Origin of the sequence: Roseovarius sp. (genome assembly GCF_030373445.1) — a bacterium.
Classification (GTDB): Bacteria; Pseudomonadota; Alphaproteobacteria; order Rhodobacterales; family Rhodobacteraceae; genus Roseovarius.
This window is the reverse complement of sequence record NZ_JAUCYU010000006.1, coordinates 179,779-201,964: the sequence shown is the minus strand read 5'-3', so window position 1 is coordinate 201,964 and position 22,186 is coordinate 179,779. Positions and strand designations below refer to the sequence as shown.

20 protein-coding genes and 1 tRNA gene are annotated in these 22,186 nt (G+C 67.1%); 11 read left to right on the top strand and 10 right to left on the bottom strand.

Features of this window, described 5'->3' with window-relative positions; all coding sequences use genetic code 11:
• Positions 1-84 precede the first annotated feature (84 nt).
• Together QUV18_RS12865 and QUV18_RS12860 are read right to left on the bottom strand one after the other, a co-directional pair.
• Positions 85-543: an Lrp/AsnC family transcriptional regulator gene (locus QUV18_RS12865; RefSeq protein WP_300894336.1), complete on the bottom strand. Its 459-nt coding sequence runs from the start codon at positions 541-543 to the stop codon at positions 85-87.
• Complete coding sequence (locus QUV18_RS12860) at positions 540-995, bottom strand: Lrp/AsnC family transcriptional regulator (protein ID WP_300894335.1); 456 nt, start codon at positions 993-995, stop codon at positions 540-542. Before QUV18_RS12860 ends, QUV18_RS12865 begins: the two co-directional genes overlap by 4 nt.
• Positions 996-1,123: 128 nt before the next feature.
• On the opposite strand from QUV18_RS12860, the gene ilvC reads away from it, so the two are divergent.
• Positions 1,124-2,146, top strand: a complete 1,023-nt coding sequence (gene ilvC, locus QUV18_RS12855; protein WP_300894334.1) for a ketol-acid reductoisomerase — start codon at positions 1,124-1,126, stop codon at positions 2,144-2,146.
• Between the two features lie 70 nt (positions 2,147-2,216).
• Complete coding sequence (locus QUV18_RS12850; protein WP_300894333.1) at positions 2,217-3,131, top strand: DMT family transporter; 915 nt, start codon at positions 2,217-2,219, stop codon at positions 3,129-3,131.
• On the opposite strand, the gene folP is transcribed toward QUV18_RS12850, so the two are convergent.
• Positions 3,128-4,138 carry a dihydropteroate synthase gene (gene folP / locus QUV18_RS12845; protein WP_300894332.1) on the bottom strand — a complete coding sequence of 337 codons (1,011 nt, stop codon included), beginning with the start codon at positions 4,136-4,138 and terminating at the stop codon, positions 3,128-3,130. The two genes, QUV18_RS12850 and folP, sit on opposite strands and share 4 nt — an antisense overlap.
• Positions 4,139-4,208: 70 nt before the next feature.
• Entirely contained in the window at positions 4,209-5,138 is a 930-nt protein-coding gene (locus tag QUV18_RS12840) for a dihydroneopterin aldolase (RefSeq protein ID WP_300894331.1), read from the bottom strand.
• A gap of 663 nt (positions 5,139-5,801) precedes the next feature.
• Between QUV18_RS12840 and QUV18_RS12835 the strand changes: the two genes are divergently transcribed.
• On the top strand, positions 5,802-6,584 hold the full coding sequence (locus QUV18_RS12835; protein WP_300894330.1) for an MBL fold metallo-hydrolase: 783 nt from the start codon (positions 5,802-5,804) through the stop codon (positions 6,582-6,584).
• 189 nt (positions 6,585-6,773) lie between these two features.
• Here QUV18_RS12835 and QUV18_RS12830 read toward each other — a convergent pair whose 3' ends face one another.
• Positions 6,774-8,447, bottom strand: a complete 1,674-nt coding sequence (locus QUV18_RS12830) for a cytochrome c oxidase subunit 1 (RefSeq protein WP_300894329.1) — start codon at positions 8,445-8,447, stop codon at positions 6,774-6,776.
• 326 nt (positions 8,448-8,773) lie between these two features.
• Between QUV18_RS12830 and QUV18_RS12825 the strand changes: the two genes are divergently transcribed.
• Positions 8,774-9,154, top strand: coding sequence for a hypothetical protein (locus QUV18_RS12825; RefSeq protein WP_300894328.1), 381 nt, complete (start codon positions 8,774-8,776; stop codon positions 9,152-9,154).
• 192 nt (positions 9,155-9,346) lie between these two features.
• Here the strand turns inward: QUV18_RS12825 and lipB are convergent, their stop codons facing one another.
• A complete protein-coding gene (gene lipB, locus QUV18_RS12820; protein WP_300894327.1) occupies positions 9,347-10,009 on the bottom strand; it encodes a lipoyl(octanoyl) transferase LipB in 663 nt (220 codons plus the stop codon).
• A 177-nt stretch (positions 10,010-10,186) separates the two neighbouring features.
• Here lipB and QUV18_RS12815 point away from each other — a divergent pair, with 177 nt between their 5' ends.
• From QUV18_RS12815 to QUV18_RS12805, 3 genes are all read left to right on the top strand, one after another.
• Positions 10,187-11,800: a peptidoglycan-binding domain-containing protein gene (locus QUV18_RS12815; RefSeq protein ID WP_300894326.1), complete on the top strand. Its 1,614-nt coding sequence runs from the start codon at positions 10,187-10,189 to the stop codon at positions 11,798-11,800.
• A gap of 214 nt (positions 11,801-12,014) precedes the next feature.
• A tRNA-Leu gene (locus QUV18_RS12810) sits at positions 12,015-12,101 on the top strand.
• Between the two features lie 344 nt (positions 12,102-12,445).
• A complete protein-coding gene (locus QUV18_RS12805) occupies positions 12,446-13,354 on the top strand; it encodes a DMT family transporter (protein ID WP_300894325.1) in 909 nt (302 codons plus the stop codon).
• A 319-nt stretch (positions 13,355-13,673) separates the two neighbouring features.
• Here the strand turns inward: QUV18_RS12805 and QUV18_RS12800 are convergent, their stop codons facing one another.
• From QUV18_RS12800 to dctP, 3 genes are all read right to left on the bottom strand, one after another.
• Positions 13,674-15,029, bottom strand: a complete 1,356-nt coding sequence (locus QUV18_RS12800) for a TRAP transporter large permease subunit (protein ID WP_300894324.1) — start codon at positions 15,027-15,029, stop codon at positions 13,674-13,676.
• 3 nt (positions 15,030-15,032) lie between these two features.
• Positions 15,033-16,253, bottom strand: a complete 1,221-nt coding sequence (locus tag QUV18_RS12795) for a TRAP transporter small permease subunit (RefSeq protein ID WP_300894323.1) — start codon at positions 16,251-16,253, stop codon at positions 15,033-15,035.
• A gap of 83 nt (positions 16,254-16,336) precedes the next feature.
• Positions 16,337-17,440 carry a TRAP transporter substrate-binding protein DctP gene (gene dctP / locus QUV18_RS12790; RefSeq protein ID WP_300894322.1) on the bottom strand — a complete coding sequence of 368 codons (1,104 nt, stop codon included), beginning with the start codon at positions 17,438-17,440 and terminating at the stop codon, positions 16,337-16,339.
• A gap of 210 nt (positions 17,441-17,650) precedes the next feature.
• Between dctP and QUV18_RS12785 the strand changes: the two genes are divergently transcribed.
• From QUV18_RS12785 to QUV18_RS12775, 3 genes are all read left to right on the top strand, one after another.
• Complete coding sequence (locus tag QUV18_RS12785; protein WP_300894321.1) at positions 17,651-18,352, top strand: SDR family oxidoreductase; 702 nt, start codon at positions 17,651-17,653, stop codon at positions 18,350-18,352.
• 60 nt (positions 18,353-18,412) lie between these two features.
• Complete coding sequence (locus tag QUV18_RS12780; protein ID WP_300894320.1) at positions 18,413-19,654, top strand: lytic murein transglycosylase; 1,242 nt, start codon at positions 18,413-18,415, stop codon at positions 19,652-19,654.
• Positions 19,655-19,838: 184 nt separating this feature from the next.
• Complete coding sequence (locus QUV18_RS12775) at positions 19,839-20,870, top strand: sodium:calcium antiporter (protein ID WP_300894319.1); 1,032 nt, start codon at positions 19,839-19,841, stop codon at positions 20,868-20,870.
• A 44-nt stretch (positions 20,871-20,914) separates the two neighbouring features.
• On the opposite strand, the gene QUV18_RS12770 is transcribed toward QUV18_RS12775, so the two are convergent.
• Positions 20,915-21,349, bottom strand: coding sequence for a c-type cytochrome (locus QUV18_RS12770; RefSeq protein WP_300894318.1), 435 nt, complete (start codon positions 21,347-21,349; stop codon positions 20,915-20,917).
• Positions 21,350-21,494: 145 nt separating this feature from the next.
• Between QUV18_RS12770 and idi the strand changes: the two genes are divergently transcribed.
• Complete coding sequence (gene idi / locus QUV18_RS12765; protein WP_300894317.1) at positions 21,495-22,031, top strand: isopentenyl-diphosphate Delta-isomerase; 537 nt, start codon at positions 21,495-21,497, stop codon at positions 22,029-22,031.
• Positions 22,032-22,186 lie beyond the last annotated feature (155 nt).

Genomic DNA, 22,186 nt, shown 5'->3' with positions numbered 1-22,186 from the left:
TTTCGACAACGGGGCGGGGCGGGGCGAAATCTTGAAAAGATTTCGGGGCGATTTCTTTTCAAGAAATCGAGTGGTGCCAGGTGGTTAGCCGATGGGGCCGGGGCGGCGTTCCTCGGAGAGGATGACGTTCGCCTCGACGTCGCCCACGCCGGGCAGCATCATGATGCGGCGGCGCAGGACGCGTTCGAAATCGGAGATGTCGCGGGCCACCACGCGCAGGCGGTAGTCGTAGAGGCCGAGGATATGTTCCACGGTCTGCACCTCGGGGATGGCCGAGACGGCGCGTTCGAAATCGTCGATGCTGACCCGGCCCTTGGTGGCGAGTTTCACGCCGAGGAAGACGGTGACGCCGAAGCCCAGCCTGTCATGGTCGAGGTCGAGGCGCTGGCCCTTGATGACGCCGCTGTCATAGAGGCGGCGGATGCGGCGCCACGTGGCGGGTTGGGACAGGCCGAGCTTGCGGCCGAGGGTGCTGGCCGGTTGGGTGGCGTCGTGGACCAGTTCGCGCAGGAGGCGGCGGTCGATGGTGTCGAGCTCGATCATAGGGGCAGGATTTCGTCGGTCTTGATGCGGGCGACGTGCATCAGGCCCTCGATATCGGCGATATGGGGCAGGGAGAGGATCGCGGTGCGGTAGAGCTCCTGGTAGTGGCCCATGTCGCGGGCGATGACCGACAGGCGCAGGTCGACACGGCCGAGGAAGGTCTGGATTTCCACGACCTCGGGCACCTCGCGCGCGGCGGCGAGGAATTCGTCGAAGGCGCGCGGCTCGGACTTTTCGAGCGTGACGCGCAGGGAGACCTCGACCTCGTACCCCAGCGCGCGCCAGTCGATCACCGCGCGGTTGGCGCGGATGATCCCTGAGCCCTTCATCCGGTCGAGCCGGCGGGCGCAGGTGGCGGGCGTCACACCCGCGGCCTCGGCCAGGTCGGCGACGGGCTGCGCCGCGTCGTGCTGGTAGTGGCGCAGGATGCGCCGGTCGATGTCGTCGAGCATGAAAATTCACGTATCCGGGTTAACGGAGAATGAATACCACGCGGTTTTTCGAAACGCACGGGTAAATGATGTGATTTTCCACGCCGACCGGCAGAGAGTGCGGCGAGAACGTTAAAGGAGACTGAACCATGCGTGTCTATTACGATCGCGATTGCGACATCAACCTGATCAAGGACAAGAAGGTGGCCATCCTCGGCTATGGCAGCCAGGGCCATGCCCACGCGCTGAACCTGCGCGACAGCGGGGCCAAGAACGTGGTCGTCGCGCTGCGCGAAGGCTCGGCCTCGGCCAAGAAGGCTGAAGGCGAGGGCCTGAAGGTGATGGGGATCGCCGAGGCCGCCGCGTGGTGCGACCTGATGATGTTCACCATGCCCGACGAGCTTCAGGCGGACACGTGGAACAAGTACGTCAAGGACAACATCAAGCCGGGCGCGGCGATTGCATTCGCCCACGGCCTGAACGTGCATTTCGGCCTGATCGAGGCGCCGGACAGCGTTGACGTGATCATGATGGCGCCGAAGGGCCCGGGCCACACGGTGCGCGGTGAATACGTCAAGGGCGGCGGCGTGCCCTGCCTTGTTGCCGTTCACAACGACGCGTCGGGCAAGGCGCTGGAGCTGGGCCTCAGCTATTGCTCGGCCATCGGCGGCGGGCGCTCGGGCATCATCGAGACCGATTTCAAGGAAGAGTGCGAAACGGACCTCTTCGGCGAGCAGGCGGTGCTTTGCGGTGGCCTGGTCGAGCTGATCCGGATGGGCTTCGAGACACTGGTCGAGGCGGGTTACGCACCCGAGATGGCCTATTTCGAGTGCCTGCACGAGGTGAAGCTGATCGTCGACCTGATCTACGAGGGCGGCATTGCCAACATGAACTACTCGATCTCGAACACGGCCGAGTATGGCGAATATGTCAGCGGCCCGCGCATCCTGCCTTACGACGAGACGAAGGCGCGGATGAAGGCGGTTCTGGACGATATCCAGCAGGGCCGGTTCGTGCGCGACTGGATGAGCGAATGCTCGGTCGGCCAGCCGTCGTTCAAGGCGATCCGCCGGAACAACGATGCGCACCAGATCGAGGCCGTGGGCGAGACCCTGCGCGGCATGATGCCGTGGATTTCCGCCGGCAAGATGGTGGACAAGGCGAAGAACTGAGGGCTATCCCTTGGACGAGCAGAGGGGCGCCCCGCCGGGCGCCCCTTTTTCATTCGCGGGGAGGGGAATGATGCAGGATATCAGGCCGGTCAACTGGCTTCGGATCGTCGTGCTGGCGGCGATCTGGGGGGCGTCGTTCATGTCGGTGTCGGTGGCGCTGGAGGGCGTCGGGCCGCTGACGGTGGTGGCGGTGCGTCTGGGGTTGGGGGCGGTGTTCCTGGTGGTGCTGTCCTTTGCCTTGGGGCACGGGCTGCCGCCGGTGAGGGGGCGGCCGGCCGGGCGGGTCTGGGCCTTCGTGCTGGCGATGGCGGTGTTTTCCAATGCGTTGCCGTTCCTGCTGTTGAGTTGGGGGCAGCAGGTGGTGGCGTCGGGCTTTGCGGGCGTGTGCATGGCGGTGGTGCCGCTTTTGGTGCTGCCCTTGGCGCATGTGTTCGTGCCGGGCGAGGTGATGTCGCTGCGGCGTCTGGTGGGGTTCTGTATCGGGACGGCGGGGGTGATCGTGCTGATCGGGCCGGGGGCGTTTGCCTCGACCGGCGAGAGTTTCGAGAGTTTGGCGAAGATGGCCTGCGTGGGGGCGGCGTGTTGTTACGCGATTGGCGGGATCTTCACGCGGCTGTGCCCGGCGGTGGATTTGCTGGCGCTGGCGGCGGCGGTTCTGCTGGTGGCGGCGGTGCTGTTCGCGCCGTTGGCTTTGGCCGTCGAGGGGTGGCCGCGGGATGTGCCGGGGTTGAGTTTGGCGGCGCTGCTGTACCTGGGGCTGTTGCCGACGGGGGTGGCGCAGATCCTGCTGGTGATGGTGATCCGGGATGCGGGGCCGGTGTTCCTCGGCCTCGTGAATTACCAGGTGCCGGTGTGGTCGGTGATCTTCGGTGTCGTGCTGCTGGCCGAACCGTTGCCGCCGAGCCTGGTGCTGGCGATGGGGCTTATCCTGGCCGGGGTGGCGCTGAGCCAGTGGGGGGCGCTCAGCCGGTTGTTCCGGCGCTAGGGCAGGCGGCCCAGGGTGGCGGCCTGCCAGAGGCGGAGGGCCTCGGTCGTTTCGCGGACGTCGTGGATGCGGAGGAGCTGGACGCCCTGCGCCACGCCCGCCAGCGCCACGGCGACGGAGCCGGGGGCGCGGTGGCGGGCGGTATCCGAGCCGCCGATGGTGCCGATGAACCGCTTGCGCGAGGCGCCGAGGAGGACGGCGCAGCCGAGCCCGTGGAAGAGGGCGAGGTTCTGCAGGAGCGTCAGGTTGTGTTCCAGCGTCTTGCCGAAGCCGATGCCGGGGTCGACGATGATGCGTTCACGCGGGATGCCTAGGGTTTCGAGCGCGGTCACGCGGGCGGCGAGGTGGTCGTAGACGTCGAGCGCCACGTTGTCGTAGCGCGGGTCCTTCTGCATGATATCGGGCGTGCCCTGGGCGTGCATGACGCAGACCGGCAGGCCGTTCTCGGCGCAGTAGGGGGCGAGGGCCGGGTCGAAGGTGAAGCCGGCCACGTCGTTGACGAGGTCGGCGCCGTCTTCATGGGCGGCGCGGGCGACGGGGGCCTTGCGGGTGTCGATGGAGATGGGCACGGCCATCTCGGCCCTTATGGCGCCGATCACCGGGGCGGTGCGGCGGATTTCCTCTTCGATATCGACTTCGGTCGAGCCGGGGCGGGTGGATTCGCCGCCGATGTCGAGGATGTCGGCGCCCTGTTCAGCCATGGCGCGGGCATGGGCGAGGGCGGCGTCGGGGGAGAAGTGCTCGCCGCCGTCGGAGAAGCTGTCGGGGGTGACGTTGAGGATTCCCATGAGGCGCGGTGCGTCGAAGCTGAGACCGGTGATGGGGGCGCGGGGTTTGGTCAGGTTTTCAAGGGCGTCAGCGGGGATGTCGGCCGCGGGGAGGAGACGGGACGGGGCGTCGCGGTGCATGGCCTCGACCGTGTCGAACCACGCCCAGCCGCCGGCAAGGGGGAAGGCGCCGGTGGGGCGGGCGCGGTCGGTGCTGGGGATGGGGCGGTAGTAGGTCATGGGCGGCTACGGGTCGGGTCAGAGGCCCCGGCTCGGGGGCCGGGACGGGGCGTTTTGCGGGGCGAGGCCCTTACAGGCCCGACTGGGCGATGTCCTGGACAAGCACGGGGACGGGCGGGTCGGCAGGGGGTGTTTCGCCGATGAGCAGCAGGTCGGAGGCGTCGATATGGCCGGCGAACCACGAGGCGAGCGCGACCGGGTCGTCGGGGCCGGTGGTGGGGCCGTCGACGGCGTCGAGCACGATCTTCGAGGGGGCCCAGACGCTGATCTGGCCGTTCTTCATGGCCCAGTCGAGCTCGGTCCGGCTGCCCACGACGACGCAGCGGTCATCACGCCCCGCGAGCACCCAGGCGTTCTGTTCCAGGGCCAGCAGGTCGACGCGGCGCTGGGTCATCTTGTGGCCGGTCTGCGGGGCGGGCGTGTCGGCATGGCCGACGCAGAGGATCACCGGCTCGGCCCGGGCCTGCAACTGGTCGAGCCAGCGGGCGAGGTTGGGCGAGCGGATGGCGGCGTTGGTGAGGTAGACCACGTGCGGGTGCGGGGCCGTGGCGTGGTGAGGCGTGACGGGCTTGGTCTTGAGGTCCGAGACGGAGCGGACGATCTCGACGCCGAGAGCGCCCGGCCCGCGGTCGAGCTTCTCGATGCGGACGAAGGTGCGTACCGCCTGCGGCTCCCACAGGATGCGTTCGGCGATGCGCTCGGCCAGCGTTTCAAGGAGGTTCAGGCGTTCTTCGGCGAGCGCTGCATGGATCGCCTCGGTCACCTTGTCGTAGCTGAGGATGCGGTCGACATCGTCGTCGATCGGGTCGGTGAGGGGGCGCACCTCGACCACGACGTTGAAGGCGACGCGCTGGGTGGTGCCGCGCTCGGCCTGGAAGGCGCCGATTTCCACCTCGACCACGTGATCGCGGACGGAAATGCGGTCGAGCGGGCCGTCGGGGGCGGTGGCGTCGGCGCGGGCCGAGGGGTGGGCGAAGGCGAGGCGGATCTCGTTGGACATGGGGTGTCCTCTGGCAGGGTCGTTGGGGCGGGAGATAGCATGGGGGGCGGCGGATGGGGAGGGGCGAATGCGACGGGGCGGGGCGCGGAGACGGCAGGGGGCGGCGATTCGAAGGTTAACGGCGTTGTTTTGAAGGGATCGTGACGTCGGTATCACGTCGGTATTCCGTCGGTATCGCGTCGGTTTCCGGGGCTGTGGAGCGGTTGGTTGATGTGGCGTTCCGGGCGCAACAGGCGAGATGTTGTGTTGGGCGCAACGGGGGAGAAGTGGTGCCGGGCGGCGGCCGACTGCGGGTGGGCGAGGCGTTTGTTGGGCCGTCTGCGCGGAACAAAGGGCTTCAGCCCGCCGCGCATCGACGGGCCGCCCGGACGGCACGGCGATTTCGCGGGTGGAGTGGCACGCGCGCGGGTTGGATGTGCTTGGCAGGCATAAATTGCCCATCACCAAGGTCGGATCGCCGTACCACGGCCCGCCGATGCGCGGCTTCGCAACGTTGGCGGCCGCGCGGTGCACGACCTGTGTCGTTGCGGGTGGCGGTGAAGCGCGAGCCCGTCCCGCCAATCCACACCTCGCCACACGGGCCGATCACACTATGCTATGCTGCAGACAGTCCTAGAGACGTCTACGTCTGACAACGCCACGCAACACACCCGGAGGTTCTACATGACGACCAGACGCAATTTCCTCATCGGCAGCGCCGCTGCCGGAACGGTCACGGTTCTGCCGTCGCTCGCGCTTGCCGCCGAGGACGGGACGAGCCTGAACTTCATGGACGGCAAGCTGACCATCCATCCGATCTCGCACGCCTCCTTCGTGATGGAAACGCCGTCGGGGGTGATCTACGTCGATCCCGTTGGAGAGGATGCAGCCTACGAGGACCTGCCCGAGCCGGACCTCATTCTTGTCACGCACCGGCATGGCGACCATTTCAGCGCCGACCTGCTGGGGGTTCTGCCCAAGGCGCCGATCCTGACCAACGAGGACGTGACCGCGATGATGCCCGAGGACATGCAGGCGCGGGCCCACGTGATCGCCGCGGGCGACAGCACCGAGATGGCGGGCGTCGGGATCGAGGCGGTGCCGGCCTACAACATCACCGAGGGGCGGATGGAGTTCCACCCGCAGGACCGGGGCGATATCGGCTTCGTGCTGACGCTGGACGGCTCGCGCGTGTATATCTCGGGCGACACCGAGGGGACGGAGGAGATGCGGGCGCTGGAGGATATCGACCTGGCGCTGGTCTGCATGAACCTGCCGTTTACCATGACCGCGGAGCAGGCGGCGGATGCCGTGGCCGCGTTCGCGCCGGCGATGGTGATCCCCTACCATTACCGCGGGCGCGACGGCGGCACGCAGGACCCGGAGGCCTTTGCCAAGATGCTGGAGGAGGCCGGGGCCGAGACCGAGGTCACGATCTATGACTGGTATCACGGGGAGCTGGGGTAAACGCCCGGGGGGTGCGTTCCCCTGGGCTGCCTGGCACCTGCCCGGCGGGTCAATGGTGGGGAGGATCGGGGATGACGACGGCGTTTGGCCCCGGATGAAGCTCCGCACGCAGGCTTTCGTCCGTAGGCTGTAGCAAAAAGGCCCCGGCGCGATGCCGGGGCCTTTCTTTCTGTCGAGCGGGTCGGGCGCCTAGTGGGCGTGGCCCTTGTCCCATTCCTCCTGCTTGGGGAGGATTTCGAACGTGTGCTCGGGCGGGGGCGAGGCCACCGTCCATTCCAGCGTGTCGGCGTATTCGTTCCAGTAGTTGTTCTGGGTCACCTTGGCGCCCCGGAACAGCGAGTAGAACACGATGCCGAAGAAGAAGATGAACGAGGCGAAGGAGATGAACGCGCCGAGCGAGGACCACCAGTTCCAGACCGCGAAGGCCTCGGGGTAGTCGATATAGCGGCGCGGCATGCCCTGACGGCCCAGGAAGTGCTGCGGGAAGAAGGTCAGGTTCGCACCGAGGAACATCGCCCAGAAGTGCAGCTTGCCCGCCCATTCCGGGTATTGGCGCCCGGTCATCTTGCCGAAGTAGAAGTAGATCCCGGCGAAGATGGCGAAGACGGCGCCCAGCGACATCACGTAGTGGAAGTGCGCGACCACGTAGTAGGTGTCGTGGTAGGCGCGGTCGATGCCGGCCTGCGACAGGACGATGCCGGTCACGCCGCCCACGGTGAAGAGGAACAGGAAGCCGAACGCCCAGAGCATCGGCGTCTTGAACTCGATCGATCCGCCCCACATCGTGGCGATCCACGAGAAGACCTTCACCCCTGTCGGCACGGCGATGACCATCGTGGCCAGCATGAAGTAGCTCTGCTGGGTCAGCGACATGCCCACGGTGTACATGTGGTGCGCCCACACGACGAAGCCGAGAAGGCCGATGGCGATCAGCGCCCAGACCATCGGGAGGTAGCCGAAGATCGGTTTGCGCGAGAAGGTCGCGATCACGTGGGAGATGATGCCGAAGCCGGGCAGGATGATGATGTACACTTCCGGGTGGCCGAAGAACCACAGGATGTGCTGGTAGAGGATCGGGTCACCGCCACCGGCCGGATCGAAGAAGGTCGTGCCGAAGTTCCGGTCGGTCAGCAGCATGGTGATGGCGCCCGCCAGGACCGGCAGCGACAGCAGGATGAGCCATGCCGTGACGAAGATCGACCACGAAAAGAGCGGCACCTTGAAGAGCGTCATGCCGGGCGCGCGCATGTTCAGGAAGGTGGTGATCATGTTGATCGCGCCGAGGATCGACGAGGCGCCCGAGACGTGGACCGCGAAGATCGCGAGGTCCATCGACATGCCGGCCTCGCTTGACGAGAGCGGCGGGTAGAGCACCCAGCCCACGCCAGAGCCCAACTGGCCGTTGCCGCCCGGAGAGAGCAGCGAGGCCACGCCCAGCGAGGTACCGGCGACGTAGAGCCAGAACGACAGGTTGTTCATCCGCGGGAACGCCATGTCGGGCGCGCCGATCTGCAGCGGCATGAAGAAGTTGCCGAAGCCGCCGAAGAGGGCCGGGATCACCACGAAGAACATCATCAGGACGCCGTGATAGGTGATCATCACGTTCCAGAGGTGGCCGTTCGGGGTACATTCGCCCGCCGCCGCCGCGATGAAGCGCGCGCCTTCGAGGCACATGTACTGAACGCCCGGCTCCATCAGTTCCATCCGCATGTAGACGGTGAACATGACCGAGATCAGCCCGACGATGGCCGAGGTGATCAGGTAGAGGATACCGATATCCTTGTGGTTGGTGGACATGAACCAGCGGGTGAAGAACCCGCGGTTGTCTTCATGGCCGTCGCCGTGAATGGCCGCATCTGCCATTGGCTGCCTCCTGCTGCATCTTACTGTGGCGCGTCACCGGTCGAGTCACGCACCGGCAATTGGTGCAGGTTTTAGAATGCATCGGTCACAGGGGCAATGCATGAGTTTGACATGGATCAATGAATATTGTCGCACCCCCGGCCGGGCGGTTCCCTGTGATCACGCCGATTTGTGCGGCGGACACGAAGCGGTGAGACGAGGCGGGCGCGGGGCGGTTTTCGTTTGTTTTCAGGCGGAAACGGCACAGGTCACCTGCTACCGGACGGAACAAAGACACCCGGGTGACGTTGACGCTTCACCAGTTAGAGACTTGAGAGGAGTTATTCATGAAACATTGGAACACAGTTACCAAGGCCGGCGCCGCTGCCACGGTCGCGCTGCTTGTCGGCCTTCCCGCCAACGCCATGACCTGCGAGGAATTCTCCGCGATGAGCGAAGACGGCCAGCGCGGCTGGGTCATGGGCATCGATGCCGGTCGCATGGAAGCGCGCGAGATGGCGCGCGGCGACATGGGCGCAGATGCGTCCGCCGAGGGTGTGTCCGTCAAGGAAGACGACAGCACCGATGGCGGCCGTGAAGAGGCCCGCGAAGAGGCCACCGGTGCGCCGGACGTGTATGTCCAGGTCGTCGAGGCCTGCTCGGGTTCGCCCGCGATGGACGTCACCGAGGCGTATCCCATGATGGATCCCCAAGAGAAGGGCGGCTGACGCCCGGGGATCCGTTGCTTTTCAAGGTTGCCGGCCCTTTCGCACAACAGTGCGGAAGGGTCGGTTTTTTTTTGTGGGCCGGGATTTGCGGGGCTCGGCCGCGCAAGCATCCCGGATGTTGGTGCGCCCACCCGCGGTCGGGCGCTGCCCGGCGGGGCAAACGTCCGGCAGGGAACCGTGTTCAAGCCGGGCTCATGCCGGGGCGCGGGCCGGGAAGATCGCGGGGAAGGTCTTTTTCAGCGCCGTGTCGACATCGCCCATTTCCACCGGCAGGCCGAGATCGACCAGCGAGGTGACGCCATGCTCGGCGATGCCGCAGGGGACGATGCCGGAGAAATGCTCGAGATCGGGTTCGACGTTGATCGAGATGCCGTGGAAGCTGACCCACCGGTGCATCTTGATGCCGATGGCGGCGATCTTGTCTTCGGGTTTCGCGCCTGTGGCGGTGAGCGGCCTGTCGTCGCGCACCACCCAGACGCCGACCCGGCCGGGGCGGATTTCGCCCTTCACGTTGAACTGGTCGAGCGTGGCGATCACCCAGGTTTCGAGCTGTTCGACGAAGCGGCGCAGGTCGCGGCCGCGGCGGCCCACGTTCAGCATGACGTAGACCACGCGCTGGCCCGGCCCGTGATAGGTGTATTGCCCGCCCCGGCGGGTCTGGTGGACCGGGAACCGGTCGGGCGCGCGCAGGTCGGCGGGGTTGGCCGAGGGGCCGGCGGTGTAGAGCGGCGGATGCTCGACCAGCCAGACCGCCTCGTCGGCGCGGCCCTCGGCGATGGCGGCGGCGCGCGCCTCCATCTCGCGGCAGGCGTCGTCATATCCGGTCAGGCCGGGGGAGGTGATCCAGTTCACCATGGCGTGGCCAGCCCCTTTGCTGTGGCCGGCGATTCGCCGGCTTTTGCCCCTGGGGAATGGAGTATCGCATTGAGCCGAAAGTGCAAATTGGCGCGCAAAAAAGCGTGACGGATTCGCGAAACCCCGTGCTAGCATGGCCGGCATCAAGGAATTTTCGAACCTAGGGGGATAATTGCAATGGCTTTCAAGAGGATCACGGGTGCGGCGGTGATGACCGCCATGCTGATGGTGCCCGTCGGGCGCGCCCATGCCGGTGACGAGTTCGTGGGCGGGCTTGTCGGCGGGCTGATCGGCGGGGCGATCGGCAGCGGCATCGCCAACCAGCAGCGCCAGAAGGCGCAGACGCGCTCCACGCGGACGCGCACCGTCTATGTCCAGCCGCGCGCCACCTCGGCGCAGCGGCAGGAGGCACGGGAAATCCAGACCTCGCTGAACTATTTCGGCTTCAATGCCGGCGCGGCGGACGGGGTTCTGGGCGGGCAGTCGCGGGCGGCGATCTCGCGCTACCAGGGGTACATGGGATACCCGGCGACCGGGCAGCTTTCGGAATACGAGAAGACCATGCTGCTGGGCGCCTATCACCGGGCGCTGGCCGGCGGCGCCGAGGTCAACCAGATCATCGCCAAGTCGAACGAGGGCGCGCGGGCGTTGCTGATCGCCCAGCGTGACGGGACGACCGGCACGCGCACCACCGGCTATGCCGGGCTGCCGATGGCGGTGTCGGAGGCGGTGGACGAGGTGGCGGACAGTTCCGACCCGTCGGCCGAGCAGCTTCTGCAGCGCTCGGGCTTCATCCAGCTGGCCGACCTCAACGGCGACGGCAGCACGGATTACATCATCGACACCGCGCTGGCCGGCAGCAGCTTCTGGTGCAACGCCTCGCAGTGCAAGACCATGGTCTTTGCCTCGACCTCGGACGGGTACCGGCGGAACGACCTGCTGCTGCATTCGCCGACGCCGGCGAGCTTCGACTGTATCGGCGGCACCTGCCAGGTGAAGGCGGCGCCCGCGGCGCAGCCCGAGGCCAACACGATGATGGCCAAGGCCGAGGAGCCCGAGACCGGCGCCACCGCCGGGCTGACCCTGCCGGTGTTCAACACGGCGCCGAAGCAGAAATCGCTGTCGAGCCATTGCAGCAAGGTCAACCTGCTGACCAGCGCAAATGGCGGGTTCACCACGGTGGCCGATGTCAGCAACCCGGATTTCGCGCTGAACGAACAGCTTTGCCTGACGCGGACCTATGCCGTGGCAAGGGGCGAGGACATGATGGCCTCGGTCCAGGGGGCGAGCCAGGCGGCGATCGAGCAGCAATGCGACGCCTTCGGGCAGAGCATGGCCGTGCATGTCGGCGCGCTCGGCTCGAAGCCGCCCAAGGCGGTGCTGAACGATGTGAGCGGGCTGGTGCTGGAGAGCGGCATGACGCCCGAGCAGCTTCGGACCACGGCGCAGATCTGCATGGCGAGCGGCTACCAGTCGGACAAGATGGCCGCCGCGCTGGGCGGGGCGCTGCTGCTGACCGCGCTGGGCGAGCGGCCCTATGCCGAGCTGGTGGGCCACCACCTGCATGGCGGGTTCGGCACGGATGACAATGCCGACATGGCGCTGGCATGGTACGAGGTGGCGATCTCGGCGCTGGATGGCGGGGCGGCCCCGGTCTTTGCGCCGAGCCAGGCCGACCGGGTCGAGGTGCTGCGCAAGGCGGCGCTGGGGCTGGCGGGCGGCGACGTGGCGATGCCGGTGCCGGCGTCGAGCACGGGCTCGTCGATGCCGGTGTTCACGCTGTCGGAATAACGATCGCAGCCGGGAGGGCGCTCCTGTGTAACCCGGCTGTAGCCTGTGCGCCGCGGGGCCCGAGCCAGCGGTCCCGCGGAGGGCACAGGCGATGCGCGGCATGGGGGAAACCCCGTGCCGCGTCTTCGAGTCCGGGGGGCGTGAAAAAGGCGGAATTTTCCTCTTCACAACGCCCCGGCAATTGCGTATACGCCGCCCACCTACCTGATCACGTGCGGTCGTGGCGGAATTGGTAGACGCGCAGCGTTGAGGTCGCTGTGGGGTAACACCCGTGGAAGTTCGAGTCTTCTCGACCGCACCAGATACTCCCTGACATCGAGGATGCTTGACGCGCTTTCGGCGCGAGTTAGGCGTTTTCTTGAAAAGAAAACGGGTCGGAAAATTGGAATTTTCCGGGACGGAATTCTGCAAAATTCCGTTTGGGTCCCGTGTGTCAGGGATGTGTGTGTCCCGAGGCGGACGCCTTTGCGTTTTCCGCGTGGAAAACGAGAATAGAGAATGCGCATTCTCTATCCCGGAATTTGCGCAAATTCCGGGTTCCCGCTGACGTCCTCGGGTGGGTGAAGTCGATCTGGTTATCGCCAAGTCTCGACTATCCCCGCCAAACGTGCTTCCTGACCCCGGGTAGCGTGTGTGAGGGCCGGGATGACGGGCAGGACCGACAATGCCGTTCTGGGCATTCTGATCAGCATCGTGGCGCTGGTTCTGTTCGACTTCATGGCCCTGATCATCAAGGCGATGTCGGTGCGCTATGCGGCGGCGGAGCTGTCGGCCTATCGCAATCTCTTCGGGCTGGTGCCGAGCGCCGTGGCGCTGTGGATGACGGCGGCGTGGCGGCGCGGCGACCGGAGCCTTCGCATGCGGCAGTGGCGGCTGGCCGTGGCCCGCGGGCTGGCGGTGACGCTGGCGCAGCTTCTGTTCTATTTGTCGTTGGGGCTGATGGCCTTTGCCACGGCGACGACGATTTCCTACACGACCGCGCTTTTCACCACCGCGCTGGCGGTGCCGCTGCTGGGCGAGCGGGTGGGGGTGATCCGCTGGGTAGCGGTGGCGATCGGGTTCGTGGGCGTGGTGCTGATCATGCGGCCGGGGACGGTGGATTTCGCCTGGGTCATGCTGCTGCCTTTCGGGGCCTCGGCGCTTTACGCCTATACCGGGGTGAGTGCGCGGCTGGTCGACGAAGGTGTGCCGACGCCGCTCTTCAACCTCTATTCCTCGGGCGCGGCGGCGGTGGGGTCGGTGGCGCTGGCCTTTGTCCTGGGCGGGTTCACCCCGCTGGCGAGCTGGCAGGATGCGGGGATGATCCTTCTGATGGGCCTGTTCGGGGGCTCGGCGGTGCTGTGCCTGGTGATCTCGTTCCGGATGACCGAGCCCAGCAACCTTGCGCCGTTCAGCTATTTCGGGATTCCCATCGCCTTTGTCTTTGGCTGGCTGTTCTTCGACGAGGCGCCATTCGACACGCTGATGCCGGGGGCGCTTCTGATCGTCGGCGGGGGATTGATGATCGTCTTCCGCGAGCGGCGGTTGCGGCGGGGTGGGGGAAATCCGGAGTGAAAGGGCTGTCCCGGTTATGCGGAACGGCGCGATGAAGCGCTCGCGCGGAATCCAGGGCGAAGCCCGCCGCGCATCGACGGGCCGTCCCGTCGCACCGGAGGTGCGCCGCTATACACGGCACGCCTCTGGCGTGACGGCACGGCGATTTGGCAGTTGGAGTGGCACGCTCGCAGGATGGATGTACTTGGCAGGCACAAAGTGCCCATCACGAATGTTGGTTCGCCGTACCACGGCCCGTCGATGCGCGGCTTCTCACCGGCGCATAAAGAAAGGGCCGCCACGATTGTGACGGCCCCCTCGTATCGCAAGTCGGCCCTGGCTACCCGTAAACCAGCCTTGGCAGCCAGGTGATGATCTGCGGGAAGAGCATGCAGGCCGCCAGCCCCACCACCTGCAGTAACAGGAAGGGCAGGGCCGAGCGGAAGATATCGCCCATCGGGATTTCCGGCGGCGCCACCCCGCGCAGGTAGAACAGCGCATAGCCGAAGGGCGGCGACAGGAAGCTCATCTGCATGTTGACGAGGTAGAGCACCCCGAACCACAGCACCAGGTCGCTTTCGGAGCCGAGGCCGAAGGCCTGGGCCCCCAGCGCCTTGATGATCGGCACGAAGATCGGCACCGCCAGAAGCAGGATGCCGACCCAGTCGAGGAACATGCCCAGCAGGATCAGGATCACCTGCATCAGGATCAGGATGCCCCAGGGGCCCAGGCCGAGACCGGTCATGGTGTCCTCGACGAATTGCTGGCCGCCCTCGAGCACGTAGAGCCCGACGAAGATGGTGGCGCCGAACATGATCCAGATGACCATGGCCGAGGCCTTGAGCGTGGTCAGGCATGCCTCGCGCACGGTGGCCCAGTCGAGCTTGCGGTGGATGGCGGCGACGATGAAGGCGCCGAAGGTGCCGATGCCGGCCGCCTCCACGGGCGTGGCGACGCCGGTGAAGATCACGCCGAGCACCACCGCGATCAGGGTGATGGGCGCCGCCATGTTGCCCAGCAGGCGCAGTTTCTCGGCGTTGCTGACGCGTTCCTCGACCGGGATGGGCGGGCCCTTGGCCGGGTTGGCGTAGCACATCACCGTGACGTATAGGATGTAGAAGCCCGACAGCATCAGCCCCGGCAGCACCGCGCCGATGAACAGCTCGCCCACCGATTGCTCGGCCACCACCGCGTAGATGATGGCGAGGATCGAGGGCGGGATCAGGATGCCCAGCGTGCCGCCCGCCATGATCGAGCCCATGGCGATCTTGGGGTCGTAATGGCGCTTGAGCATGGCCGGAAGCGCGATGATGCCCATGGTGACCACCGCCGCGCCGATCACGCCCACCATGGCGGCAAGGATCGTCGAGGCGATGATCGTGGCCGAGGCGAGCCCGCCCTTCACGCCGCCCAGCAGCTTGTAGATGACGTCGAACATCTCGTTGATGATGCCCGCCCTTTCCAGCATCGCCGCCAGGAATATGAAGAGCGGGATGGCCGAAAGCTGGTAGTTCGTCATCAGGGGGAAGATGCGTGACGGCACGATGTTGAGCGTGCGCGCGTCGCCCAGGATGAATAGGAAGACGCAGGCCAGCCCGCCGGTCACGAAGGCCAGCGGCAGGCCGGCCATCAGGAGCACGATGAGGCTGCCGAACATCAGCAGCGTCAGCCATGCAATGTCAATCTCGATACCCATGGCTTACCCCGCCTGCATGCTGTGACGAACGGTTGCGACGTCGCGGGCGAGCTTGGCGATCCCCTGCAGGATCAGCAGCACCGCGCCCACGACGATGGCCCATTTGAAGGGCCAGTAGGCGATCGTCCATTCCGAGAAGGAGATCTCGTTCACCACCGTCGCGTCCATCGCGAAGATCCAGCCGGTGACCAGAAGGGTGCCCGCGAAGATGAAGAAGAAGATCGAGGTGAAGAGGTCGACCACCGCCTTCCGGAGCGGCGACCACTCGGCGTAGAACACGTCGACCTTCACGTGCGCGTCGGTGAGCGCCGCGTAGGCGCCGGCGATGAGGTATTGCATCCCGAACATCAGGAACATGCCTTCATGCACCCAGATGGTGGGCGAGTTGAAGACGTAGCGGGCGACCACCTCGAAGTAATAGGCGAAGACCGCGATGACCGCCCAGTAGGAGACGAACTCGCCGCAGAAATAGGACATCCGGTCGATCGCCCCGGTCCAGCCGGTGCCGATATGGTCGTGGTCCTTCTTCTCTGCCTCCTGCTCGATATGTTCGAGCCGGGCCTCGGCCGGGCTGACGGGCGCGGGCTCGGCATCGGCGCGGGCCTGGGCCTTGCGGACCATGCCGGGGATCAGCACCGCGTCGATGGCGATAAGCGCGCAAAGCAGCATGAGCGCGTAGAAGGCGAAGTCGGACCATTGCTTGCGGGCGGCGCGGGCGTTGTCGAGCGCCGGGCCGGCAGCGTCGAGGTCGGCCTGGGCCTTCTCGAGGCGCTCGGCGTCGGAGACCTTGGAGCCTTGCGCCTTTTCCAGCTCCTTCTCGGCGCGGATCTGGGCGAAGGAGCCTTCCTCGGCCGCCTCGAGATCGGCCTGCAGCTTGGCGATCCGGTCGTCGGCGCCGGTGACTTTCGGCTCCAGCCGGTCGACGATGCGCTGGGCGCTGGCGACCTCGTTGGCGGTCTGGCTGACCACCTCGCGGGCCTCGCGCCCCTGGGCGTTGAAGACGAGGATGGCGAAGAAGATCGGCAGGAACACCAGCCCCCAGAGGTTGCGGAGGTAGAGCCGGTGCAGGCCGAGCAGCCCGCCGGTGACGAGGATCATGTAGGCGATCGGCACGGAGTATCCCCGTGTCCGCGTGCGCCGGGCCATCACCATGGCGACCAGGGGGAAGACCAGAAGGCCCCCCCAGTACAGCCAGTGCGGCAGGATGAAATCTATGCTGGGCATTGTCTTTCCGCTTGTGCGCGCAGGTCGGGCCCCCGCGCCGTGGCGGGGGCCCGATGTTTCAGGAGATCACGGCAGGCCGTGGCTCAGAGATCGAGTTCCTGGCCTTCGACCATCTCGGGCGTGACGTAGCCCAGCGAGCCCGACATCATGTAGTCGAGCTGGATCTTGAAGACGCGGGCCGCGTTCTTGTCGCGGTTGGCGTACTTGTACCAGATCGGCACGGCGACCTCGGTCATGATCTCGACATCGGTCTGGCTGAGTCGGGTGACCTCGGTGCCGTCGGCCTCGAATTTCTCCCAGGCTTCCTGGTCGGCCTTCTGGATGGCGGCGTGGTGCGCGTCGGAATAGGCGTGCACCTCCATTTCGACGAATTGCTTCATCTCGTCGGAAAGCGCGTTCCAGCTGTCCATGCCGACCGTCAGGTCCATCAGGTCGACGGGCTGGTAGACCGACATGAAGCCCGGCGGGCCCATGGAGATGTAATCGGTCACCTGGCTGAAGCCGAGCGCGTAGTTCACCGCCGGGCCGACGTAATCGGCCACGTCGATCGTGCCCTTTTCCAGCGCCGGGAAGATTTCCGAGCCGGGCAGGAGCGTGGTCTTGGCGCCGAGCGCCGAGAAGAGTTCCGCGACCATGCCGCCGGGGGCGCGCATCTTGCGGCCCGAGAAGTCATCGACCGAGCGGATCGGCACCTTGGAGTGGATGATGTTGGGCCCGTGGTGGATGGGGCCCACGAAATGCATGTTCTGCTGGGCGTAGAGCTCGCGGGCGATCTCGAGCCCGCCGAGGCCGTAGTAGAACACGTCGAATTCGTGCGGGTTGCGCAGGCCCATCGGGTAGCTTGTCAGGAACATGGCCGCCGGGATGATCCCTTGCGCGTAGATGGTGAACGGGTTCACCGCGTCGAGCACGCCATTCTTGACCGCGTCGAAGAGCTGGAAATCGCCCACGACGTCATTGGCGCCGAAAGGCTCGAAGGCCAGCTCGCCGCCGCTTTTTTCCTCGATCGAGGCGGCCCAGTCCTTGAAGATCTGCAACCCGATGCCGCCGGGCCAGGATGTCTGGATCTTCCAGGTGGTGGTCTGGCCCTGCGCCGTGGCGATGGCCGGGGCCGAAAGCCCGGCCGCGCCCGCTGTCGCGAGCCCGGTCAGCGCGGCGCGACGTGAAATCGTCTTGTCGTGTGTCATTCTTTCCTCCCAGTTGTCTGGCATGCCACGCAAAGCGCCCTCCCAGACGCCGGCCGCAGCAGTGCCGCGAGGCCCAAACTAAAGCCTCACTGAAATTGGTAAAGGTTTTTTTCCAATTTGCGGGTTCGCGGTCGGGCCGGGGGGTGGGTCTGGCGGTGGGCGCGCGGTCTGGTAGCGTGCAGGGGAAAGGGATTCGGAGAGGTGTCGAACATGGCGGAAAAGGTTTGCGTGATCATCGGCGGGGGCCGCGGCATGGGCGCCGCCACCGCGCGGGAAATGCACGGGCGGGGGTACAAGCTGGCGCTGATGTCGCCGTCGGAGAGCTGCGAGGCGCTGGCGGCGGAGCTGGGCGGCGTGGCGCGGCGCGGCAAGGCGGAGGTGGCCGGGGATACGCAGGCGCTGTTCGACCTGGCGATGGAGACTTACGGCCGGATCGACGCGCTGCTGATCCACGTGGGCGGGCCGCCCAAGGGGGATCTTCTGGAGATATCCGAGGAGGACTGGGACCGGGCGCACGAGATGGTACTGAAGCCGGTGATCCGGATGGCCAAGCTGGTGACGCCGGTGATGGAGCGCCAGGGCGGCGGCTCGATCGTGGCGATCACCACGTTCTCGGCCTTCGAGCCGAGCCTGACCTTTCCGACGTCGAGCGTCTACCGGGTGGGGGTGTCGTCCTTCGCGAAGCTCTATTCCGACCGGTACGGGCCGGCGAATATCCGGTTCAACTGCGTGCTGCCGGGGTTCACCGACAGCCTGGACCTGCCCCAGAAGTTCGCCGAGATGTCGGCGCTGGGGCGGCTGGGCCGCGCCGAGGAGCAGGCGAAGGCGGCGGCCTTCCTGCTGAGCGAGGACAGCGGGTTCATCACCGGCCAGTCGCTCAGGGTCGACGGGGGCGTGACGCGGCATATGTGAAAGGGTGCGGTGCGCGGCCTGCATGGGCCGGCGCTGCTGACTGGTAGGGAGATAGGGCCGATGATCCTGCGCGTTTTCGTCTTGCTGATGGTGTTTGCGGGCCTGCCGATGGCGGCGGGCGCGGTGGACCGGGCCGCCGTGGAGCGGCAATACCGGGACTGGCTGGAGCAGGTGGTATGGCCGAGGGCGCAGGCCGAGGGCGTGGCGCGGGGCACGTTCGAGGCAGCGTTCCGGGGCGTCACGCTGGATTGGGACCTGCCGGACCTGGTGCCGCCGGGGAGCGCGGCGCGCACGCCCGAGACGCAGTACCAGGCCGAGTTCGGCGTGCCGGCGGCCTATTTCGGGCGCGGCAAGGTGGAAGGCGCGGCCGAGGTCGGGCGGGTGATGGCACGGCGCCATGCCGGGGCGCTGGCCGCGGCGGAGGCGGCGACGGGCGTGCCGGGGCGGATCGTGCTGGCCGTCTGGGGGCGCGAGAGCGGCTATGGCCGGGTCGCGATCAGGTACAACGCGTTCGAGGTGCTGGGCACCAAGGGGTTCATGAGCACGCGGGCGGCGTTCTTCACCGAGGAGCTGATCGCCGCGCTGAAGATCGCCGAGGCGGGCCATGCGCCGGGATCGGCGCTGAAGAGCAGCTGGGCCGGGGCGCTGGGCCAGCCGCAGTTCATGCCCTCGCGATACCTGCAGTTCGCGGCGGATGGCGATGGCGACGGCAAGGCGGATATCTGGGGGTCGGAGGCGGACACGATCGCCTCGATCGCCCGCTACCTCGAGCATTTCGGCTGGGTGCCGGGGCGCGACTGGGGGTTCGAGGTGGCGGTGCCGGCATCGGTCTCCTGCACGCTGGAGGGGCCCGACCAGGGGCGGCCGATCGCAGAATGGGTCGAGATGGGCGTGACCCGCGTGTCGGGGCGGCCGTTTCCCGAGCACGAGCTGGCGGGCGAGGGCTACCTGATGATGCCCGCGGGGCGGAAGGGGCCCGCCTTCATCGTGACGCCGAATTTCTACGTGCTGAAGAAGTATAACGAGAGCGATCTCTACGCGCTGTTCGTGGGGCATGTGGGCGACCGGATCCAGTACGGGATCGGGGATTTCCGGGGCGACTGGGGGCGTGTCGGCGGGCTGAAACGCTCGGACGTGGCGGCAATGCAGGCGGCGCTGGTGGAGCAGGGCCATGACGTGGGCGGGGTCGACGGGCTGGCCGGGTTCAAGACGCGGCGGTCTATCGGGCGCTGGCAGGAAGCGGCGGGCCAGGGGGCGACATGCTTTCCGGAGGCGTCGATGAAAGGGGCCTTGGTGCGGTAAGCGGCCGTTTTCTTCAAAAGAAAACGGTCCGAAATCTTTTGAAGATTTCGGCGCCGGCGCGCGGGAGGCACAGGTTCGGGCCGCGCGGGCCGCTGGCCTGGCGGCCGGATGCGGGCCGTGGCCGGAACGCGAGGGGCGCTGCCGCGTTGGGGTAGCATTGCAACGCGGGTTTGGGGCCGTCGCCATGTTCGAATCCTTTTCGCTTCCGCTGGTCTTCGGCGCCTTCGCGCTGGCGGCGCTGGTCGTGCTGGTGCTGGGCACGAAGATGGCGGGGCTGGCCGACCGGATCGCCGACAGCACCGGGCTGGGCGAGGCGGTGACGGGCGGGCTTCTGCTTGGGGCGGCGACGTCGCTGTCCGGCACCGTGGTGTCGCTGACCGCCGCGCTGGACGGGCGCGCCGGGCTGGCCTTTTCCAACGGCATCGGCGGGATCGCGGCGCAGACGGCGTTCCTTGCGCTGGCCGACATGGTGTACCGGAAGGCCAATCTCGAGCATTCGGCGGCGGACGTGACCAACGTCTTCCAGGCGGCGCTTCTGTCGCTGATGCTGGTGGTGCCGCTGGGGGCGGCGATGACGCCCGATGTCTCTTTCTGGGCGGTGCACCCGGCGTCGGTTCTGCTGCTGGTGATCTACCTGATGGGCGCCTACCGCACGGCGGACATGAAGGAAAACCCGATGTGGAAGGCGGTGGACACCAAGGAGACCCGCCACGACACGCCCGACGAGGAGACGACGGCCAAGGAAAGCCCGGCGCGGCAGATCGCCCTCTTCGTGGCGATGATGTTGGTGCTGGGGGTCGCGGGCTGGGTGATCGCCCAGTCGGCGGAGCAGATCACCGACCGGATGAACCTGTCGGCGGCGCTGGTGGGGGCGCTGATGACGGCGGTGGTGACCTCGCTGCCGGAACTGGTGACGACGCTCGCCGCCGTGCGCCGTGGGGCGCTGCAGCTGGCCGTGGGGGGGATCATCGGCGGCAACAGTTTCGACGTGCTGTTCCTGACCCTGTCGGATTTCGGCTATCGCGACGGCTCGCTCTACCACGCGATCGGGTCGGGCGACCTGTTCTGGCTGATCGTCGGGCAGGCGATGACGGCGATCCTGCTGCTGGGCCTCATCGTGCGCGAGAAGCAGGGGCCGGGGGGGATCGGCTGGGAAAGCGTGCTGATGCTGTCGATCTACGGCGGCGCGGTGGGCTTCCAGGCGTGGTCGGGCTGAGGGGCGCCGGCGGGCGGCGCGCCTCCTTGCCGGCCGCTGGCGGGTCAGCTTCCGTCGGCGGCGGGGCTGACCGAGACGAGGTAGGCCCACAGGTCCTGCGCGTCCTCGGCCTTGCGCAGCTTGAAGGTCATCTTGCCGCGCCCGCTTTCGCCGGTGGTCTCGTTGAGCCAGGCGGTCGGGTCCTGCAGGTAGCCCGCGAAGCTGTCGGCGTCCCAGGCGAGGCCCTGTTCCCCGGCGGTGACGAGAAGGTCGGAATAGCGGAAATCCTCGACCGAGCCGGCCACCCGGCCCGGCAGGCCGTAGAGGTTGGGCCCGGTGCGGCCGCCGCGCAGGATGGTCTCGTCGGCGGACGCAATGGTGTGGCAGGCCTTGCACTGGCGGAAGGCCTTTTCCCCGGCCGCCGCGTCGCCGGCCTCGTCGGCATGGGCGGGCAGGGCAAGGGCGATCGTGGCGGTGAGGGCTGCAATCGTTGGTTTCATCGGGATGCCTCCTGGCTTTGATGGGGGCAGTGTTCGCGGCGCGGGGCGCGCCCGTCAACGCAACGCGGTGTCGCAGGTGCTGGCATCCGGGCGGGATGGGCGTTACATGGCGCTGCGACGGAAGGATTGCAGGACGAGTGACGCCATGACCGGAGCAGAGACCGTGACGCCCGACATGATCCCCGCCTGGGTGGAGGGCGGCCTTGTGCCCGTGGAGAAGATCGAGGTGCATCGCCGGGGCCTCCTGCACAAGGCGGTGTCGGTCTTCGTGCTGTGCGGCGAGGCGGTGCTGATCCAGCGGCGGGCGCTGGGAAAGTATCACACGCCGGGGCTGTGGGCGAACACCTGCTGCACGCACCCGCACTGGGGCGAGGCGCCGGAGGCCTGCGCCCATCGGCGGCTGCGGCAGGAGCTGGGGCTGGAGGGGCTCGACCTCGAGCACCGCGACCAGGTGACCTACCGCGCCGATGTGGGCGGCGGGCTGACCGAGCACGAGCGGGTGGATATCTTCGTGGCGCGGGTGGCGGAGAAGCCCGTGCCGGTGCCGAACCCGGCAGAGGTGATGGCGGTGGACTGGGTGCCGATGGCGGCACTGGCCGCGCAGACGCGCGAGCGGCCGGAGATTTTCACGCCGTGGCTGCGGATTTACCTTTCCGAGCATGCGGGGCAGATATTCGCCTGAGCGGGCGCCGGACCTGCCCAATCTTCGGGCCAAGCGGCGGCCGGGGCGGCGGCATCGCGCGTTTTGCGGCACCGGTTGTTTGACAAGGCGGTTAAAACGCTGAAAAACAAGCCTTAACCAAGGCGCCCCAGGCGGTGCGACACAGGCAGGAGGGA

What these genes read in the sequence shown, in the direction of transcription:
- QUV18_RS12865 (WP_300894336.1), bottom strand. Translation starts at nt 543, where the DNA reads ATGATCGAGCTCGACACCATCGACCGCCGCCTCCTGCGCGAACTGGTC.
- QUV18_RS12860 (WP_300894335.1), bottom strand. Translation starts at nt 995, where the DNA reads ATGCTCGACGACATCGACCGGCGCATCCTGCGCCACTACCAGCACGAC.
- ilvC (WP_300894334.1), top strand. Translation starts at nt 1,124, where the DNA reads ATGCGTGTCTATTACGATCGCGATTGCGACATCAACCTGATCAAGGAC.
- QUV18_RS12850 (WP_300894333.1), top strand. Translation starts at nt 2,217, where the DNA reads ATGCAGGATATCAGGCCGGTCAACTGGCTTCGGATCGTCGTGCTGGCG.
- folP (WP_300894332.1), bottom strand. Translation starts at nt 4,138, where the DNA reads ATGACCTACTACCGCCCCATCCCCAGCACCGACCGCGCCCGCCCCACC.
- QUV18_RS12840 (WP_300894331.1), bottom strand. Translation starts at nt 5,138, where the DNA reads ATGTCCAACGAGATCCGCCTCGCCTTCGCCCACCCCTCGGCCCGCGCC.
- QUV18_RS12835 (WP_300894330.1), top strand. Translation starts at nt 5,802, where the DNA reads ATGACGACCAGACGCAATTTCCTCATCGGCAGCGCCGCTGCCGGAACG.
- QUV18_RS12830 (WP_300894329.1), bottom strand. Translation starts at nt 8,447, where the DNA reads ATGGCAGATGCGGCCATTCACGGCGACGGCCATGAAGACAACCGCGGG.
- QUV18_RS12825 (WP_300894328.1), top strand. Translation starts at nt 8,774, where the DNA reads ATGAAACATTGGAACACAGTTACCAAGGCCGGCGCCGCTGCCACGGTC.
- lipB (WP_300894327.1), bottom strand. Translation starts at nt 10,009, where the DNA reads ATGGTGAACTGGATCACCTCCCCCGGCCTGACCGGATATGACGACGCC.
- QUV18_RS12815 (WP_300894326.1), top strand. Translation starts at nt 10,187, where the DNA reads ATGGCTTTCAAGAGGATCACGGGTGCGGCGGTGATGACCGCCATGCTG.
- QUV18_RS12805 (WP_300894325.1), top strand. Translation starts at nt 12,446, where the DNA reads ATGACGGGCAGGACCGACAATGCCGTTCTGGGCATTCTGATCAGCATC.
- QUV18_RS12800 (WP_300894324.1), bottom strand. Translation starts at nt 15,029, where the DNA reads ATGGGTATCGAGATTGACATTGCATGGCTGACGCTGCTGATGTTCGGC.
- QUV18_RS12795 (WP_300894323.1), bottom strand. Translation starts at nt 16,253, where the DNA reads ATGCCCAGCATAGATTTCATCCTGCCGCACTGGCTGTACTGGGGGGGC.
- dctP (WP_300894322.1), bottom strand. Translation starts at nt 17,440, where the DNA reads ATGACACACGACAAGACGATTTCACGTCGCGCCGCGCTGACCGGGCTC.
- QUV18_RS12785 (WP_300894321.1), top strand. Translation starts at nt 17,651, where the DNA reads ATGGCGGAAAAGGTTTGCGTGATCATCGGCGGGGGCCGCGGCATGGGC.
- QUV18_RS12780 (WP_300894320.1), top strand. Translation starts at nt 18,413, where the DNA reads ATGATCCTGCGCGTTTTCGTCTTGCTGATGGTGTTTGCGGGCCTGCCG.
- QUV18_RS12775 (WP_300894319.1), top strand. Translation starts at nt 19,839, where the DNA reads ATGTTCGAATCCTTTTCGCTTCCGCTGGTCTTCGGCGCCTTCGCGCTG.
- QUV18_RS12770 (WP_300894318.1), bottom strand. Translation starts at nt 21,349, where the DNA reads ATGAAACCAACGATTGCAGCCCTCACCGCCACGATCGCCCTTGCCCTG.
- idi (WP_300894317.1), top strand. Translation starts at nt 21,495, where the DNA reads ATGACCGGAGCAGAGACCGTGACGCCCGACATGATCCCCGCCTGGGTG.